Below are 13,884 nucleotides of genomic sequence, written 5' to 3'. Positions count from 1 at the left end.
GGCGGGCTATACCGCGGTCCTCCGCTCGGTTTAATGCCAATTTGAAATTAAGTTAGACGTTATATAGTCCATAAGAAGAAGTTATAACCCATTTATCCATTACTTTATTCCATTTTGGAATTAAGATGCTATACTGTTGAAGACAGGAGGCATCGACATGACTGAAAAACGAAAGCTCCCCCTCTCGCTTTTCCTCGCGTTTCTCAAAATGGGCCCCTTTACGTTCGGCGGCGGCTATGCGCTGATCCCGGCGATCGAACGGGAAGTCGTCGAGAAAAAACGGTGGCTGCGCGGAGAAGAGATCGCCGATATATTCGCGGTCTCGGGAACCGTGCCGGGAGCCGTCGCCGTCAATTCGGCCGCCTTCATCGGCTACAGGATCGCCGGCGTGCCCGGCGCGATCGCCGCGCTGCTCGGCATCTGCCTGCCGACCTTCGCGCTCATGATCGTATTGTCGATTTTTTACGTCCAACTCAGAGACAATCCGAAGATCGAGGCCGCCTTCACCGCGATCCGGGCGACGGTCGCGGCGCTGATCGCGTTTGCGGCGATCAAGGTCGCCCGCTCTTCGATCGCGGATTTCGCTTCGGGCGCGCTCGCCGCGGCCGCCGCGCTTTTGCTGTTCACCGGCCTCCACCCGCTATGGATCGTCGCGCTGGGCGCCGCGGCGGGCATCGCTCTGGTGCAGCTCCGCGCCCTCGCAGGCAAGAGCACGGAGATCAAGGAAAAAGAACCCGTTTTCGATTACATGATATAATCTGAGCAAATGAGGTTGCGGACATGCTGATGAGCTTATTCGCCATGTTTTTTCTCGTCGGCCTCGTCTCCTTCGGCGGCGGCTACGCGATGATCCCGTTGATTCAGGAGGAAGTGCTGAACCGCCGCGGCTGGATGGAGCCAGGCCAGCTCGCCGACATCGTCGCGGTCGCCGGCATGTCCCCGGGGCCGATCGCGACCAACATCGCGGTCGCCGTCGGCTATCGCGAAGCCGGCTGGCTGGGCGCCGCCTCGGCCGCCGCCGCGGTCGTGCTGCCTTCGTTCGTCCTGATCCTAGCGGCCGGCAAGCTATTTTTCCGCTACCGGGACAACCGGTGGCTGACCGCTTCCTTTTACGGGCTGCGGGCGGTCGTCGTCGGCATGATCGTCTACGCGGCCGTTTCGTTCGCGCAGCATGCCGGCATGGTGACGGTTGCGCCCGACTGGCGGACAGGGTGCCAGCTCGCGATTTTCGCCGGCTCCCTGTTCGCGCTCGTCTATCTGCACAAGCATCCGTTCGTCGTGATCATTCTATCCGGTCTGGTCGGCATCGCGCTCTACGGCTAGCCGGCCGGCCTCCGGTCGCCAGCTATATCTCTCTCGTAATAGGAAGGAGCCGTCCCCTTGGAACATTCCGCAAGCGCTTGTTGCGCAGCACGAAGAACGTCTCTCGAATCCGCAGCCTCCTTAGGGACGCCGGCGGAGGCCGTCACCGTACGCGCCTCTGCGCGGCCGGAGCTCGAGCCGGATATGATGCTTATCCCCGGCGGAGAATTCGTTATGGGCACGGACGCGGCCGACGGCTTTCCCGCCGATGGCGAAGGCCCGCCTCGCATCGTGCGCGTCGACGGCTTCCGCATCTCCGCCTATGCGGTCACCAACGCCCAGTTCAAGGCGTTCGTCGACGATACCGGGTACGTCACGGAGGCGGAGCGGTTCGGCTGGTCCTACGTGTTTCACCTATTTGTGCCGGACGACATCCGACCGTCCGTGACCGACGTGCCTCAATCGACCCCATGGTGGCATGTCGTGAACGGCGCGAGCTGGTCGATGCCGGAAGGACCCGGCACAGGCATCGGCGACCGGATGGATCATCCGGTCATCCACGTATCCTGGCACGATGCGGATGCTTACTGCCGCTGGTCCGGCCAGCGACTCCCGACCGAAGCGGAGTGGGAATACGCGGCCAGAGGCGGCCTTGCCCGCAAGACCTATCCGTGGGGGGACCTGCTCAAGGAGGGCGACCGGCACCGCTGCAACATCTGGCAGGGGAAGTTTCCGGTGAAAAACAGCGAGAGCGACGGGTATGCGGGCACCGCGCCCGTCCATGCGTACGAGCCCAACGGCTACGGCCTATACAATATGGCCGGCAACGTATGGGAATGGTGCGCGGACTGGTTCACGCCCGCCTATCACGCCGTCACGGCCCAGGCGAACCCGAGATTCGACCACCCTACGGGCAAGCGTTCGATTCGTGGCGGGTCGTATCTCTGCCACCGGTCGTACTGCAACCGTTACCGGGTCGCCGCACGGAGTTCCAATACGCCCGACAGCTCCGGCGGCAACTGCGGGTTCCGGGTCGCGCAATCGCACTGAGCTGCGGAGGCTGTAGCAGTACAATTTGCGCTTACGCGCCTGGCGAGCGTCGCTGCGGAGACTGTAGCAGCACAATTTGCGCTTACACGGCTGATGAGCGTCGTTGCGAAGGCTGTAGCGGCACAATTTGCGCTTACGCGCCTGGCGAGGGGCGCTGCGGAGGCTGTAGCAGCACAATTTGCGCTTACACGGCTAACGAGCAAAAAAAGGTACAGCCCCTGCTGCCAATGGGACTGTACCTTTCGCTTCAAACCGGCTTTCTCAGAGGCCTCCCCGAAACTGCGCTGTCGCCCGTTAACCCCCCATCACACCCCCGCAATGACGGAAGGGGTCGCGATCGTATGCCACAGATTGGCGCTGGTCGGTCTCGGCTCCCTCTCGTCCGCCATGCCGTCGAACGGCAAGATCTCCTGCTCCAGCTCCTCCAATCGCGCCAGCTCGCCAGAGGCGTACCCCCCCAGCCGACGCGCGGCCGTTCGGATGCGCTGCAGGAGTCCGCCCATGCGCAGGTCGAATACATCCAAACCGAAGATTCGGTTCTCCCGGTCCCATTGCTCGCGATAGGCGTCGATGAACCGGCCGGCTCTATCCGCCAGCTCGGGCAGCGTCTCCCCGGCGAACCGCGCGAGCGTCGCCCGGTCTCCGCGCCGGTAGGCGTCCCGGATGCGCAGACCCGCCTCGCACTTGAGCTCCAACAGGCGGCACAGCGAGGCCTGCGTCTCGAACAGCGCGCGCCAAGCCGGATTGCGGCCCGCCGCCTGCGCCATGCGCGCTGCGCAGCGCCCGAAATGCTCGGCGTACGCCGAAGGGATCACGTGCTTGTCGAACAGGCCGCACAGGATGTCCTGATACAGCAGGTACTTGGCCGGATTCACCGAGCAGCCGCCCGGCGCATCGTTGCCCGGCACGAGGTTGGCCGCGTCCATATCCATGAAGTCGTCGTAGTCGCCGTTCGCGCAGGTCCTGAAGCGGACGCGGAGGTAGTCCTCATCGGACCGGCCCGCATAGCACAACTCCGCCCACAGCTGCAGGACGGGCAGCACGGCAAAGACGGATGCTTCGGCGCCGTTGTCCCCCCACGCGGTCATCAGCACTTCCCTTATTCCGTTCTTCCGGCAGCTCTCATGCGCCAGAAGGCCGACATGGCGGCTGAACCGGTTGTTCGGGGCGAATCCCATCCACTTCCAAGCGCCGCCCGCGAACGCGATCCGCTCGCCGAGATGCTTGTGCTTGCGCAGCATGCCGTCGTACCGTTCCGGCGACTCCGAGTAATAGTCCCAATAGACGAGGGTCACGTCGTCCGGGATCATCTCCGCCACGTCCGCCCGGATCGGGCTGTCCGCGTCGTAGTATTCGCCAGCGCTCGCCAGCCGGAAGAACATGTCGCTCCACATCATGGGCCGGTAGCCGTACCGGCGCGCGATCTCCATTACTTTGCCGAAGTGCTTCAGCATGAGCTCGGACCGGTCCCGGTACCCGTGCTTGTCCAGATACTTGCCGAGTCCCATCATATGCGCTTCGTCCATGCCGATGTTGATCCTGCGGCTCGCCACGTGCTCCGCCATGAAGGCGAACATGCGGTCGATCAGCTCGTACGTCCGCGGTTCGTCGATCAGCAGAATATCCTGACAGTCCACGAGATGCGCATGCGACTGCCATTTGAGCGCAGTGCCCAGATGGGCTAGCGTCTGGATGCAGGGCACCAGCTCGATGCCGAACAGACCGGCGTAGCGGTCGATCTCCCGCAGCTCCTCGCCCGAATAGCGTCCGCGCATATAGCCGAAGTACGGGTACTCCGCCAGCTCGTACGTATCCTCCGTATAGAGCTGCAGCGCCTGGTAGCCCATGAGCGCCAGCTTGCGGATCAGCGCTTTGCAGCCCTCCGTGTGCAGCACGGCATTGCGGGAGCAATCCGCCATGAACCCAAGGCTGTCGTACGCCTGCGTCTCTGCGATCTCGAACGGCTCGCCGCGCTTGACGAGCTCCGCGAAGCGTCCGAGCGCGCGTATGAACTGGTGATCCTGCCCGTACTCGATCGCCCCCTGCCGCCCATCGAACCGTATGCGGATGCTCCGTCCTCCCTTCGTCCAGCGAACCGGCAGGCCGCCCTCTTCGAGACGGACGTTCAGATCGCCGGCCACCTCCGAGACGGCCGACAGCTGCGTCTCGCTCAGTCCGAGCGCTTGAATGCGAAGATCCATTTTCTATTCCCTCCCATAAATAATAGGAGGATGCCGCCCGACCGCTGCAGCATCCTCGCGTTCATCGCAACGCCGCCCTAGAGCGGGATGCCGTATACCTGCGCTTCCACGTAGTGATTCCATGCGTTGACGCTGCTGCCGTTCGACCAGAGCCGCACGTAGCGCGCCGTTACGGGGTTGAAGACGATCTCCTTGCCGGCCGCCGTCTCGGCATACTCGGCGTCCGTGCCCGCGCCTTTCCCCGAGCTGTTGTTCACGTCGTTGTTGAACACCGTCGTCACGCCCGACGAGAAGTCGGCCGTCGTCGACAGCTGCACGATGACGTCCTTGTAAATCCGGTTGTCATAGAAGCGCCACAGCTTGACGCGGTTCACGGCATAGCTCGCGCCCAGGTCGATCTGCGCGTACTGCAGCCCCTGATCCAGTCCCGCGTACAGGTTCCTGTCTCCTGCCGCGCCATCCGTCGCGTAGGCGGCATTGTTGACGAAGCTGCCCGAGGTCGGCGTCTTGCCCGCCGCCGCGTTCACGACCGACGGATGCTCGAACGCGCCGCGATCCGGCTTCTGGACGTAGAGCGTATTGCCCCAGAAGTCCTTGCCCCCGTTGGATGCGACGGCGACGCCGCGGTCGATGGCCGGTGAGGCGGCCTGCAGCTTGTAGCCGTCCAGCGCGCCGATCCCCGTCCCGCTCCCCGGGTTAACGAACAGCGGATTGGACGTGAGCATGCCCGCGTCGGGAATGACGGACGCTGACGGCACGTTGTTGCCATAGAACAAGTTGCTGTCATACGTCCAAGTCGTCTTTTTCGTATAGCCGCCCGAGCCCAGATTGTAGAAGATGTTATTCTTGAACGACGCGCCGCCGTTGCCTCCCTGGTTCACCAGCAGATTGTTCGAGAGGCCTGAACCGACGTAGAAGACGTTGTTGTAAAATTGCATATTGCCGTAATTCGCCCCGCTACACACGGTGATCATCTGATACTTGTCGTTCTGGCTGATGTTGTAGCGGAAGACGCCGTCCGTCACCGAGCCGCCCGTCTCGTTCTGGCAGATGAGGACCGTACCGCCCTCGTTGTCGTGGCTGTAGTTGTATTGGAAGACGAGCCCCTTCGTGCCGTTGTCGAAATCGAAGGACATGCCGTCCTTGATCGTCTTGCCGCCGGATACCTCGTTATACTGATAGACGGTGTAATCGCCGTTGTACGTCCACATGCCCGCATTGTAGTCAACCTGCGCCTCGTTGTAGCCGTCCACGCGGTTATGCTCGACGAGCGCGCCGGTCGACACGTGCGGGACGATGCCGTCGCCGCTGACGTGGAGCACCTGGTTGCCCCGGATGACCACGTTCGTCGCGGGCGTCCACGGCCGGTTCGCGTTGCGGACGCCGCCCTGCTGATCGCGGTCGTACCATTCGGAGTTGACCATGATGCCGGTGCGGGTGACATTCTCCACCTTGTTGTTCTCGATTAGCACTTGGTCGAACTTGGTGACGCGGTTCGGCGAGCCGTCGGACCTGGCCCGCACGACGACGTTGATGCCCGCGCTGCCGTTGACCGTCTTGCTGTGCAGGCCGTTGACGTCATGGATGTACAGGTCGTGCAGGTGAATGTCGCGCAGCACGGCGACGTTGACAATATCGCTCGAGGCGCCTGCCTGGTAGTCCTCGCCGATGACGAGCACGCCGCTGCGGGCGGTCGCGCCTTGCGCGGCGGTCCGATTCGTAATCTCCAGATGGCCGATGCTCCAGTATTCCTGATTGTAGAGCCGGACGGCCGCATTCGCCCCCTGGCCGTCGATGCGCGGATCCGCGCCGGTACCGTACCTGTCCAGCGCGATCCGGCTGCCGGCCGCGCCCGAGCCCTTCGGCTGCAGCGTGCCCGTCCACGTCTGCCCCGCCTTCAGCAGAATCCGGTCGCAGGGGCCGAACGTCGTCGCGTTCACCTTGGCCAGCGTCTTCCAGGCTGCCGTCTGCGACAGTCCGGTGTTGCCGTCGCTGCCCGCCGTCGCATCTACATAATACGTCTTGTTATCCGCATGCGCCGTACCGTTCACGAAGAGACAAGCAAAAAGAATGACGAGACCGTACATCCAATGTTGCGCTTTCATGAATATTCCTCCTTAGGATTCGGTGCGTGTAAGAGACGAACAGCTTCCGGACAACCCTTCGCTTGCAAGCGGCCGCCTCGGAAGCCGATCGAATCGGGTGCAGGGTCCGGCAGGGCCCGGCACGCTCAAGACGGAATTACCGGATCCCCTCTTCCTTGGCCTTCGCGTTCACTTCCTCGATCATCTTGTCGAGGCCCTTGGCCTTGTAGCTTTTCAGGATGTCGTTCCAGGCCTGCTCGACCGGGTCCTTGGACAGCATGACCTTGAGCAGGTCGTCCTGGTCGAGGACGGTGAACTTGTCCTTGGTCGGCGTGGACATGTAGGTCAGACGGATGTCGTACGACGGCAGCTTCGTGTTTTGAAGCACCCAATCGATATAATCGACGGCTTCCTTGCGGATCGACTCGTTCGCGATGAGCGGATTGTCCATGTTGTAGCTGTCCGACGTCTCGTAGGCGACCAACTGCCTCAGGAAGTTGCGGGCCGGATACTTTTCGTTCAACGAGGCCGTTTCGATCATGACCTTTTTGCCGCCTTCGACCTTATAGTCCACGCCTTCTTTGCCGTAGACCAGCAGATCCTTGCCTTCGGGCGACAGAATGTAGTCGTACAGCGCCATGATGCGGTCCATCTTCTTGTCGTCGACCTTGCTGCTGAAGTAGCTCTCCGACCAGTAGGTCTTGAAGATCGCGTGCGAGCGTTCGCCGTCCGGACCGACGAGCGGCTTGAGCACCTTGACGCTCCGCGCGATGTCCGTATCCGGATACGCGGTCTTCCAGCGCTTCTCGTAGATATCGCCGTTGAAGTTGATGAAGCCGCCGCCGCTGAGGAGGGCCGCCGCCTTGCCGGACACGAATTTATCGTACGAATCGGACCCCTTGGCGAGCGCGATGTCCGGATCGATCAGGCCCTTGTCGTACATGTCCCGCATATTTTGCAGCGCGGGCAGCGCCTTTTTGGAGAACACCGCCGGGACGAGCCGGCCGTCTTCCTCGATCCACTTGAAGTCGCTGCCGCTGCCGTCGCTCGTGGCGACCGGGTTGCCGTATAGCCAGAAAAGGCCGCCGATCAGCTTGTTCTGCGTCGTCGTGAGGCCCGCGATATGCTTGCCCTCCGGATCCGCCTTCGTGATCGCTTCGAGCATGGACTTGAATTCGTCCCAAGTCTCGGGCTCCTTGGTGACGCCGGCCTTCTGGGCGAGATCCCAGCGGTAGAGCACGACGCGGTCGAGCGCGCTCCAGTCGACGCTCGGGAACATTCTCCGCGGCACCGTATAGTACTTGCCGTCCACGCTCAGCCCCTTGATGTCCGGCGCTTCGAAGTACGCGGCGAGATTCGGATACTTGGCGAGATCCGGCAGCGCCTTGACGACGCCCTGATCGACCCACTTGCGCTGGTACTGGGTGCCGATCGCGTCGATCGCGAAGATGTCCGGCAGCTGGTCCGACGCCGCCCACATCTGGATTTTCTGCGCGTAATCGTCCCAGGTCGTATTGACGGCCTTAAGCTTGACATTGAATTTCTGAAGCACTTCCTGGGCGATCGGGTCCTTGGCGATCTTGGCGATCTCGGCATCGGCGTCCCAGAACGCGACCGAGATCTCCATCGGATCCTTGTACGGGTTGTCGGCCGCCGCGGAAGCGTCCTGCGACGCGCCGGAGGCGGACGCCGCCGGGGAAGCCCGATTGTTTTCATTGTCGTTGCCGCCGCATCCGGCGAGCAAGGCCGCGGACAAAGCCAGGCCGGTCGCGACTGTCGCGATTTTTTTAACCATGTGTATGAATCCTCCCTTTGACGATTATAGGATAAAAATTTATATCGTTAAAATTTCTTATCCTCTATCCTTTGATGGAGCCGACCATGATGCCTTTGTCGAAGTGCTTCTGCAGGAACGGATACACGGCGACGATCGGAATGCTGGAGATGACGATCGCTGTCATCTGCAGCGCCGGCGTATACACCTTGGCCGTCTGCCGCTGCTCCGCCAGCGTCTGGGCCATCAGGCTGAGCATGGAGTTGGACGTGATCAGCGTCTCCCGCAGGTAGATCTGCAGCGGCGCCTTGGAGGCGTCGCTGATGAAGATGAGCGCGTACCACCATTCGTTCCACCGCTCCACCGCATAGAAGAGCGCGAAGGTCGCCATGAACGGGGCGGAGATCGGCAGGATGATTTTATAGAGAATGTAAAGGTCGTTCGCCCCGTCCAGCTTGGCCGATTCCTCCAGGCTCTCCGGGATGCCGCCGAAGTAATTTTTCATGATGATCAGATAGAACGTGTTGAGCCCCGCCGGGATGATCATGACCAACAGGTTGTTGACCAAGCCCAGCTCCTTGACGATCAGGTAGAAGGGAATGAGCCCGCCGTTGAAAAACATCGTGAACAGGATGAGGCTCAGCATGGCGTTGCGACCCGGCATGCCCCGCTTGGACAGCGCGTAAGCCCCTGCCACGGAGATCGCCATGCTGAACGCGACCCCCGCGACCGTGACGATGATCGAGTTCAGGAACGACGTCCAGAACTTCGCGTCCTGCAGCAGCAGCTTGTAAGCCGACAGGTCGAACGAGAGCGGGAGAATGTAGAAGTCGCTCTTGCTGATCGCCTCGAACCTGGCCACCGAGACGATAAGGACGTTGTAGAACGGAAAGAACGTAACGATCGTGAGGAGCCCCAGGACGATAAACGCCCAGATATCGAACGGACTCCATTTTTTCTTATTAGCGGCCGCTTGGGCGCTCATGGGCGATCCTCCCCCTTCGCTGTCTTCATTAAAGCGTCCCCGATCAATAGAGTCCCTGCTCGCCCATCCGCTTGGCGAACGCGTTGGCGGCCCACAGCAGCACGAGGCTGATGACGGACTTGACGACGCCGACGGCCGTCATATAGCCGAAGTCTCCGCCGACGGTGAAGGACGTGCGGTAGATGTACGTATCGATCGTATCCGCCACGGAATAGACCGGCGAGCTGTACAGATTGAAGATCTGCTCGAAGCTGGCTCCCTGCGTCAGCATCTGGCCGACATGGAGGATCAGCAGGACGGCCACCGTGCTCTTGATGCCCGGCCATGCGATGTTCAGCAGTCTGCGGAACCGGTTCGCGCCGTCCACCTCGGCCGCCTCGAACAGCTCGGGATTGATGCCCGCCAGCGCCGCCAGATAGATGATCGAATCCCAGCCGATCTCCCGCCAGACATGGGTGAGATACAGGATCGGCCTGAACGCCCTTTCGTCCACGAGCGGCGCGCTCGGATCGGCGCCCAGCAGCATCGCGATCTGGTTGTAGATGCCGTCCTTGCTCAGGATGTTCGTGACGATGCCCGCGAGCACGACCCACGAGATAAAGTGCGGGAACGTGAGGACCGTCTGGAAAAAGCGCCTCGCTTTTTTACGGGAAAATTCATACAGCACGATCGCCAGAATGATCGGCATGGGGAAATGGATGATCAGCTTCATGAGACTGATGACGATCGTGTTGATGAAGGCCGTGCGGAAGTCCGGATCGGTCAGCAGCGTCCGGAAGTTGTCCAATCCCGTCCAGGGGCTGCCGAGTATGCCCTTGCCGTAATTAAATGTCTTAAAGGCCAGCGTCACGCCGTACATCGGACCGTAGCTGAACAGCGCGTACCAAGCCAGAATCGGCAGAACCATCAGATAAAAGTACTTGTACTGCAGCATCGTCTTGCCCAATCTCCGCTTCGGAGTCCGGGCCGTCATCGGATCGGCCAATCCTCTCTCCGCCCTTCCCTCGTTGTCTTGGCGCCAAGTAAGCGTTTTATATGCTAAATTATAAGGAGCGCCGAGGGAGCCGAGTATAGAGGATTCAATTCAGGCATGTGGATTATATGCGCTTGGCCCCGCAGGGTACGGCAGGTTCGGAAGATCGGACATATCGAACGTAATATCGTCCATACCCGCGCCCGGCCGGGGCCGATAGGATGAACTTTATAGGAAGCAATCGAGCGATACGGGAGGGCTAGCATGAGCATGCACACAGTGATTATCGCCGACGACGAGCAGTGGATCGTGGAGGGCATCAAAGCGGCGGTGGGCTGGGCCAAATACGGCTTCGAGGTCGTCGGGGACGCCGAGGACGGGCAAGCGGCGCTCGATCTGATCGAGGCGCTGCGTCCGACGCTCGTCTTCACCGACATCAAGATGCCGGTCATGAACGGCCTGGAACTGATCCAGCAGGGCAAAGCCGTCTCCCCGGACACGCTGTTCGTCGTCCTCAGCGGGCACGCGGAATTCGCCTACGCGCAAAAAGCGATCAACTACGGGACGTTCGGCTACTGCCTCAAGCCCTTCGAGATCGACGAGATCCACGGCATGCTCGCGCGGATCGCGCAGCATCTCGCATCGAGCGCCAAGAAAACGGCGTCCTCTCATTCGTACGAGCTGTACGAAGCCGTCTGCGCGGGCGACCTGGACCGGGTCGGCCTATTCCTGGATCGGAAAGGGATGCCGGTCTCGCCCCGGACGCCGGTCGTCCCGGTCGTGGTGCAGGGGCCGCATGCGCCGCCTGCCGCAGGAGGCGCCTCCTTCCTGTCGTTTCCGATGAGCCGCCGCCGTCATGGATATCTCATGGAGGACCGCCGGAAGGCGGCATTCCTCCAGGGACTGAGCGGCGGGAGCCGGCCAATCGAATGCGGCGTAGGCGTAGGCCCGGCCCTGACGGACGTCCGGGAGCTCGACGCGGCCCTGGAGGCCGCCTCGCTCGCGGCCTACGGCATGTTCGCCACCGGACAGCCAGGCGTCTACCCCGCCGCCCCGCCGGTCGAGCGTCCGATCGAGGACAAGCTCAGGGAGATCGCCCAGACCCTGGAGCGCAAGGACCGGCTGGGCTTCATCTCGGCCATGGATTCGACCAAGGAACGCTTCCGGAACGGTTCCTTTACGATCAAAGAGGCCTACGTGCTCTACACGTCGGTGCTGTATTTGTTCCCGCGCGAAGGCCCCAAGCCGGGCGGACGCTTTTTCGAAGGATACGAGCAGCTCTATTACCGGTACGGCACCGCGGAAGCGATGGTGGACGACCTGGTGACGATGACGCTGGAGTCCCTCACGGAGGGCATCGAAGCGGTGGAATCCCGCATCTCCCACAAGAAGGTGAAGGAGATCGTCCTCTACATTCGCAACCGCTTCAACCAGGAGCTCTCCATCCAGAGCTTGTCCGAGCAGTTCTATCTGAGCCCGAACTATCTGTGCCAGCTGTTCAAAAAAGAGGTCGGCGAGACGATCGTGGAGCATATCTCGCGGCAGCGGATCGAATACGCCTGCAAGCTGCTGGAGGAGACCGGCCTGTCCATCTACCAAGTCGGGGAAAAGTGCGGCTTTCACGATTATTTCTACTTCACCCGGATCTTCAAGCGATATCGCAAAATGACGCCCACGCAATACCGGGAGCGCGCATGAGCCGCTTCAACAAGCTGTCGATCCGTACGCAAGTGCTCCTGATCGGGGCCCTCATCGTCGCCATCATTCCCTTTGTCATCGTGCGCGTGTACCAGCAATCCAGCGCCACGATCATCGACCAGAACACGGAGTACAATACGGAGCTCGTCTCGATCCTGAAGCAGCGGGTATCGGCCAACTATGCCAGCGTATCGGCGCTGATGATGAATCTGGGCTACGACACGACGCTCCAGAAGTTCCTCCTGGAGTCCGACAAGCTCAAGCTGTACGATCTGTCGCAGAAGGTGGAGAGCCTAATGAGCGTCGTGCGGAACACGAACCCGGATATTCTCGACATCGTCGCGATCGGCCGCGCGGGGTCCTATACCTCCCTAGCGGGAAGGTCCCAGCGCGTTCAAGAGCTGATGGCCACGGCGAGCGGGGACGGTACCGTGCACTATCGCGGATACAGCCCGCCGGACAAGGTGCTCGACAAGGGCAAGCTGCTGTTCGGCATGAACATCTTCGCCTCGGGCGATACCCAGTTCTATGGAGAGAGAATCGGCTATATCCTGGTCATCCTGGACATCAAATCGATCCATTCGGCGTTCGAGGGCTATCCCCGGCTGGCCGGGACGAACTTCTTCATGACGGACGACAAAGGCGTCATCTACGCGAATAGCGACGAGCCGGAGAGCATGCTGGGGAAGATCGGGACCGACGCGACCGACGGCGGGAAGGCTTCGGTTCAGAAAATCGGCCGCAAGAAATATGCCGTCCAAACGTTCGAGCTGCCGGAGATATCGGGGAAGATCGTGACGGCCGTCCCGATTCACAATCTGATGAAGGAGCTCGAGCGGCTGCGCAAGACCAGCTACTGGCTGCTCGTCGTGACGCTGCTGGTCGTCTCTATTCCCTATACGATGCTCATGATGAATATCCTGAGGCCGCTGACGAGGCTCATTCGGTTCATGAAGCGTCTGAAGGGCGGCAACCTGGAGGTGCTGCACGACAAGGTCGACCTCAAGGGCTACGCGGAGATCGAGGTCATCTCCAGCGAATTCAACACGATGCTGGCGCGCATCAACGATCTGACGGACCAGCTGGTCGATACGACGGCGAAGCTGTACGAGCTCGACCTGGAGAAGCAGCGGGCGGAGTACGCGTACCTGCAGAGCCAGATCAATCCGCACTTCCTGAGCAATACGCTGGATTCGATCAAGGGCATCGCCATCGTCAAGGGGAACCACGACATCTTTGAGATGACGACGGCGCTCAGCTCGATGCTGAGGTATAGCATTAAGGGCAAGGACGAGGTGAGTCTCGCGGACGAGTTCAAGATCGCGGAGGCCTGCGTCAAGATTCATCAGGGCCGGTTCCCTGGCAGGATCTCGTTCAAAATGATCTGCCCTGCGGAGCTGCAGGACATCCCGGTGCCGAGGATGATCCTCCAGCCCATCGTCGAGAACGCGCTCGGCCATGGTCTGGAACCGCGCGGCCGGGGCGGCGTCCTGCTCATCAGCGCCGCGGTGAACGCGGACGGACGGCTCGAGATCGGCGTGGAGGACAACGGCGTGGGCATCGAGCCGTCTCGCCTGGCGCAGCTGACGGAGCTGCTCTCGAGCGGGAAAGCGGAGCCCGGCGGGCATATCGGCGTAAGCAACGTCAACAACCGGCTGCGGCTGAAGTATGGCGAGCCCTGCGGCATCCGGCTGCACAGCGAGCCGGGAAGGGGGACGCAGGTCGTGCTGACGCTGGCGGGACCCGGCGCGCAGGCGCCCGGGAGGCGTCCCGGACATGAGGCCGTCTAGGCATAGGAGGCAACGGCATGCGCGGCG

At 61.5% G+C, this 13,884-nt stretch carries 10 protein-coding genes; 5 read left to right on the top strand and 5 right to left on the bottom strand.

What is annotated here, in order from left to right; translation table 11 throughout:
- Nucleotides 1-157: 157 nt before the first annotated feature.
- From PQG80_RS20560 to PQG80_RS20550, 3 genes are read left to right on the top strand one after another with little or no spacing between them, the layout of a single operon-like run.
- On the top strand, nt 158-757 hold the full coding sequence (locus PQG80_RS20560) for a chromate transporter (RefSeq protein WP_271753415.1): 600 nt from the start codon (nt 158-160) through the stop codon (nt 755-757).
- 23 nt (nt 758-780) lie between these two features.
- On the top strand, nt 781-1,323 hold the full coding sequence (locus PQG80_RS20555; protein ID WP_271753414.1) for a chromate transporter: 543 nt from the start codon (nt 781-783) through the stop codon (nt 1,321-1,323).
- A 57-nt stretch (nt 1,324-1,380) separates the two neighbouring features.
- A complete protein-coding gene (locus tag PQG80_RS20550; RefSeq protein ID WP_432432787.1) occupies nt 1,381-2,352 on the top strand; it encodes a formylglycine-generating enzyme family protein in 972 nt (323 codons plus the stop codon).
- Nucleotides 2,353-2,657: 305 nt separating this feature from the next.
- Here PQG80_RS20550 and PQG80_RS20545 read toward each other — a convergent pair whose 3' ends face one another.
- The 5 genes from PQG80_RS20545 to PQG80_RS20525 all read right to left on the bottom strand — a co-directional run bounded on the left by PQG80_RS20545 (nt 2,658) and on the right by PQG80_RS20525 (nt 10,369).
- The gene (locus PQG80_RS20545) at nt 2,658-4,553 is read right to left on the bottom strand and encodes a beta-N-acetylhexosaminidase (RefSeq protein ID WP_271753413.1); all 1,896 of its coding nucleotides are present in this window, start codon (nt 4,551-4,553) and stop codon (nt 2,658-2,660) included.
- A 77-nt stretch (nt 4,554-4,630) separates the two neighbouring features.
- Nucleotides 4,631-6,658: a right-handed parallel beta-helix repeat-containing protein gene (locus PQG80_RS20540; RefSeq protein ID WP_271753412.1), complete on the bottom strand. Its 2,028-nt coding sequence runs from the start codon at nt 6,656-6,658 to the stop codon at nt 4,631-4,633.
- A gap of 136 nt (nt 6,659-6,794) precedes the next feature.
- Complete coding sequence (locus PQG80_RS20535) at nt 6,795-8,432, bottom strand: extracellular solute-binding protein (protein WP_271753411.1); 1,638 nt, start codon at nt 8,430-8,432, stop codon at nt 6,795-6,797.
- Nucleotides 8,433-8,496: 64 nt separating this feature from the next.
- On the bottom strand, nt 8,497-9,396 hold the full coding sequence (locus PQG80_RS20530) for a carbohydrate ABC transporter permease (protein ID WP_271753410.1): 900 nt from the start codon (nt 9,394-9,396) through the stop codon (nt 8,497-8,499).
- 43 nt (nt 9,397-9,439) lie between these two features.
- On the bottom strand, nt 9,440-10,369 hold the full coding sequence (locus PQG80_RS20525) for an ABC transporter permease (protein WP_271753409.1): 930 nt from the start codon (nt 10,367-10,369) through the stop codon (nt 9,440-9,442).
- Nucleotides 10,370-10,633: 264 nt separating this feature from the next.
- On the opposite strand from PQG80_RS20525, the gene PQG80_RS20520 reads away from it, so the two are divergent.
- Together PQG80_RS20520 and PQG80_RS20515 are read left to right on the top strand one after the other, a co-directional pair.
- Entirely contained in the window at nt 10,634-12,067 is a 1,434-nt protein-coding gene (locus PQG80_RS20520; protein ID WP_271753408.1) for a response regulator transcription factor, read from the top strand.
- Nucleotides 12,064-13,857: a sensor histidine kinase gene (locus tag PQG80_RS20515; protein ID WP_271753407.1), complete on the top strand. Its 1,794-nt coding sequence runs from the start codon at nt 12,064-12,066 to the stop codon at nt 13,855-13,857. The genes PQG80_RS20520 and PQG80_RS20515 overlap by 4 nt, the downstream gene beginning before the upstream one ends.
- Nucleotides 13,858-13,884: the final 27 nt, after the last annotated feature.

The sequence above is a fragment of the Cohnella rhizoplanae genome (assembly GCF_948329515.1).
In the GTDB taxonomy this organism is placed as follows: domain Bacteria; phylum Bacillota; class Bacilli; order Paenibacillales; family Paenibacillaceae; genus Cohnella; species Cohnella rhizoplanae.
The sequence above is the reverse complement of the archived record's forward strand: the minus strand, read 5'-3'. Positions and strand labels throughout refer to the sequence as shown.

What these genes read in the sequence shown, in the direction of transcription:
- PQG80_RS20560 (WP_271753415.1), top strand. Translation starts at nt 158, where the DNA reads ATGACTGAAAAACGAAAGCTCCCCCTCTCGCTTTTCCTCGCGTTTCTC.
- PQG80_RS20555 (WP_271753414.1), top strand. Translation starts at nt 781, where the DNA reads ATGCTGATGAGCTTATTCGCCATGTTTTTTCTCGTCGGCCTCGTCTCC.
- PQG80_RS20545 (WP_271753413.1), bottom strand. Translation starts at nt 4,553, where the DNA reads ATGGATCTTCGCATTCAAGCGCTCGGACTGAGCGAGACGCAGCTGTCG.
- PQG80_RS20540 (WP_271753412.1), bottom strand. Translation starts at nt 6,658, where the DNA reads ATGAAAGCGCAACATTGGATGTACGGTCTCGTCATTCTTTTTGCTTGT.
- PQG80_RS20535 (WP_271753411.1), bottom strand. Translation starts at nt 8,432, where the DNA reads ATGGTTAAAAAAATCGCGACAGTCGCGACCGGCCTGGCTTTGTCCGCG.
- PQG80_RS20530 (WP_271753410.1), bottom strand. Translation starts at nt 9,396, where the DNA reads ATGAGCGCCCAAGCGGCCGCTAATAAGAAAAAATGGAGTCCGTTCGAT.
- PQG80_RS20525 (WP_271753409.1), bottom strand. Translation starts at nt 10,369, where the DNA reads ATGACGGCCCGGACTCCGAAGCGGAGATTGGGCAAGACGATGCTGCAG.
- PQG80_RS20520 (WP_271753408.1), top strand. Translation starts at nt 10,634, where the DNA reads ATGAGCATGCACACAGTGATTATCGCCGACGACGAGCAGTGGATCGTG.
- PQG80_RS20515 (WP_271753407.1), top strand. Translation starts at nt 12,064, where the DNA reads ATGAGCCGCTTCAACAAGCTGTCGATCCGTACGCAAGTGCTCCTGATC.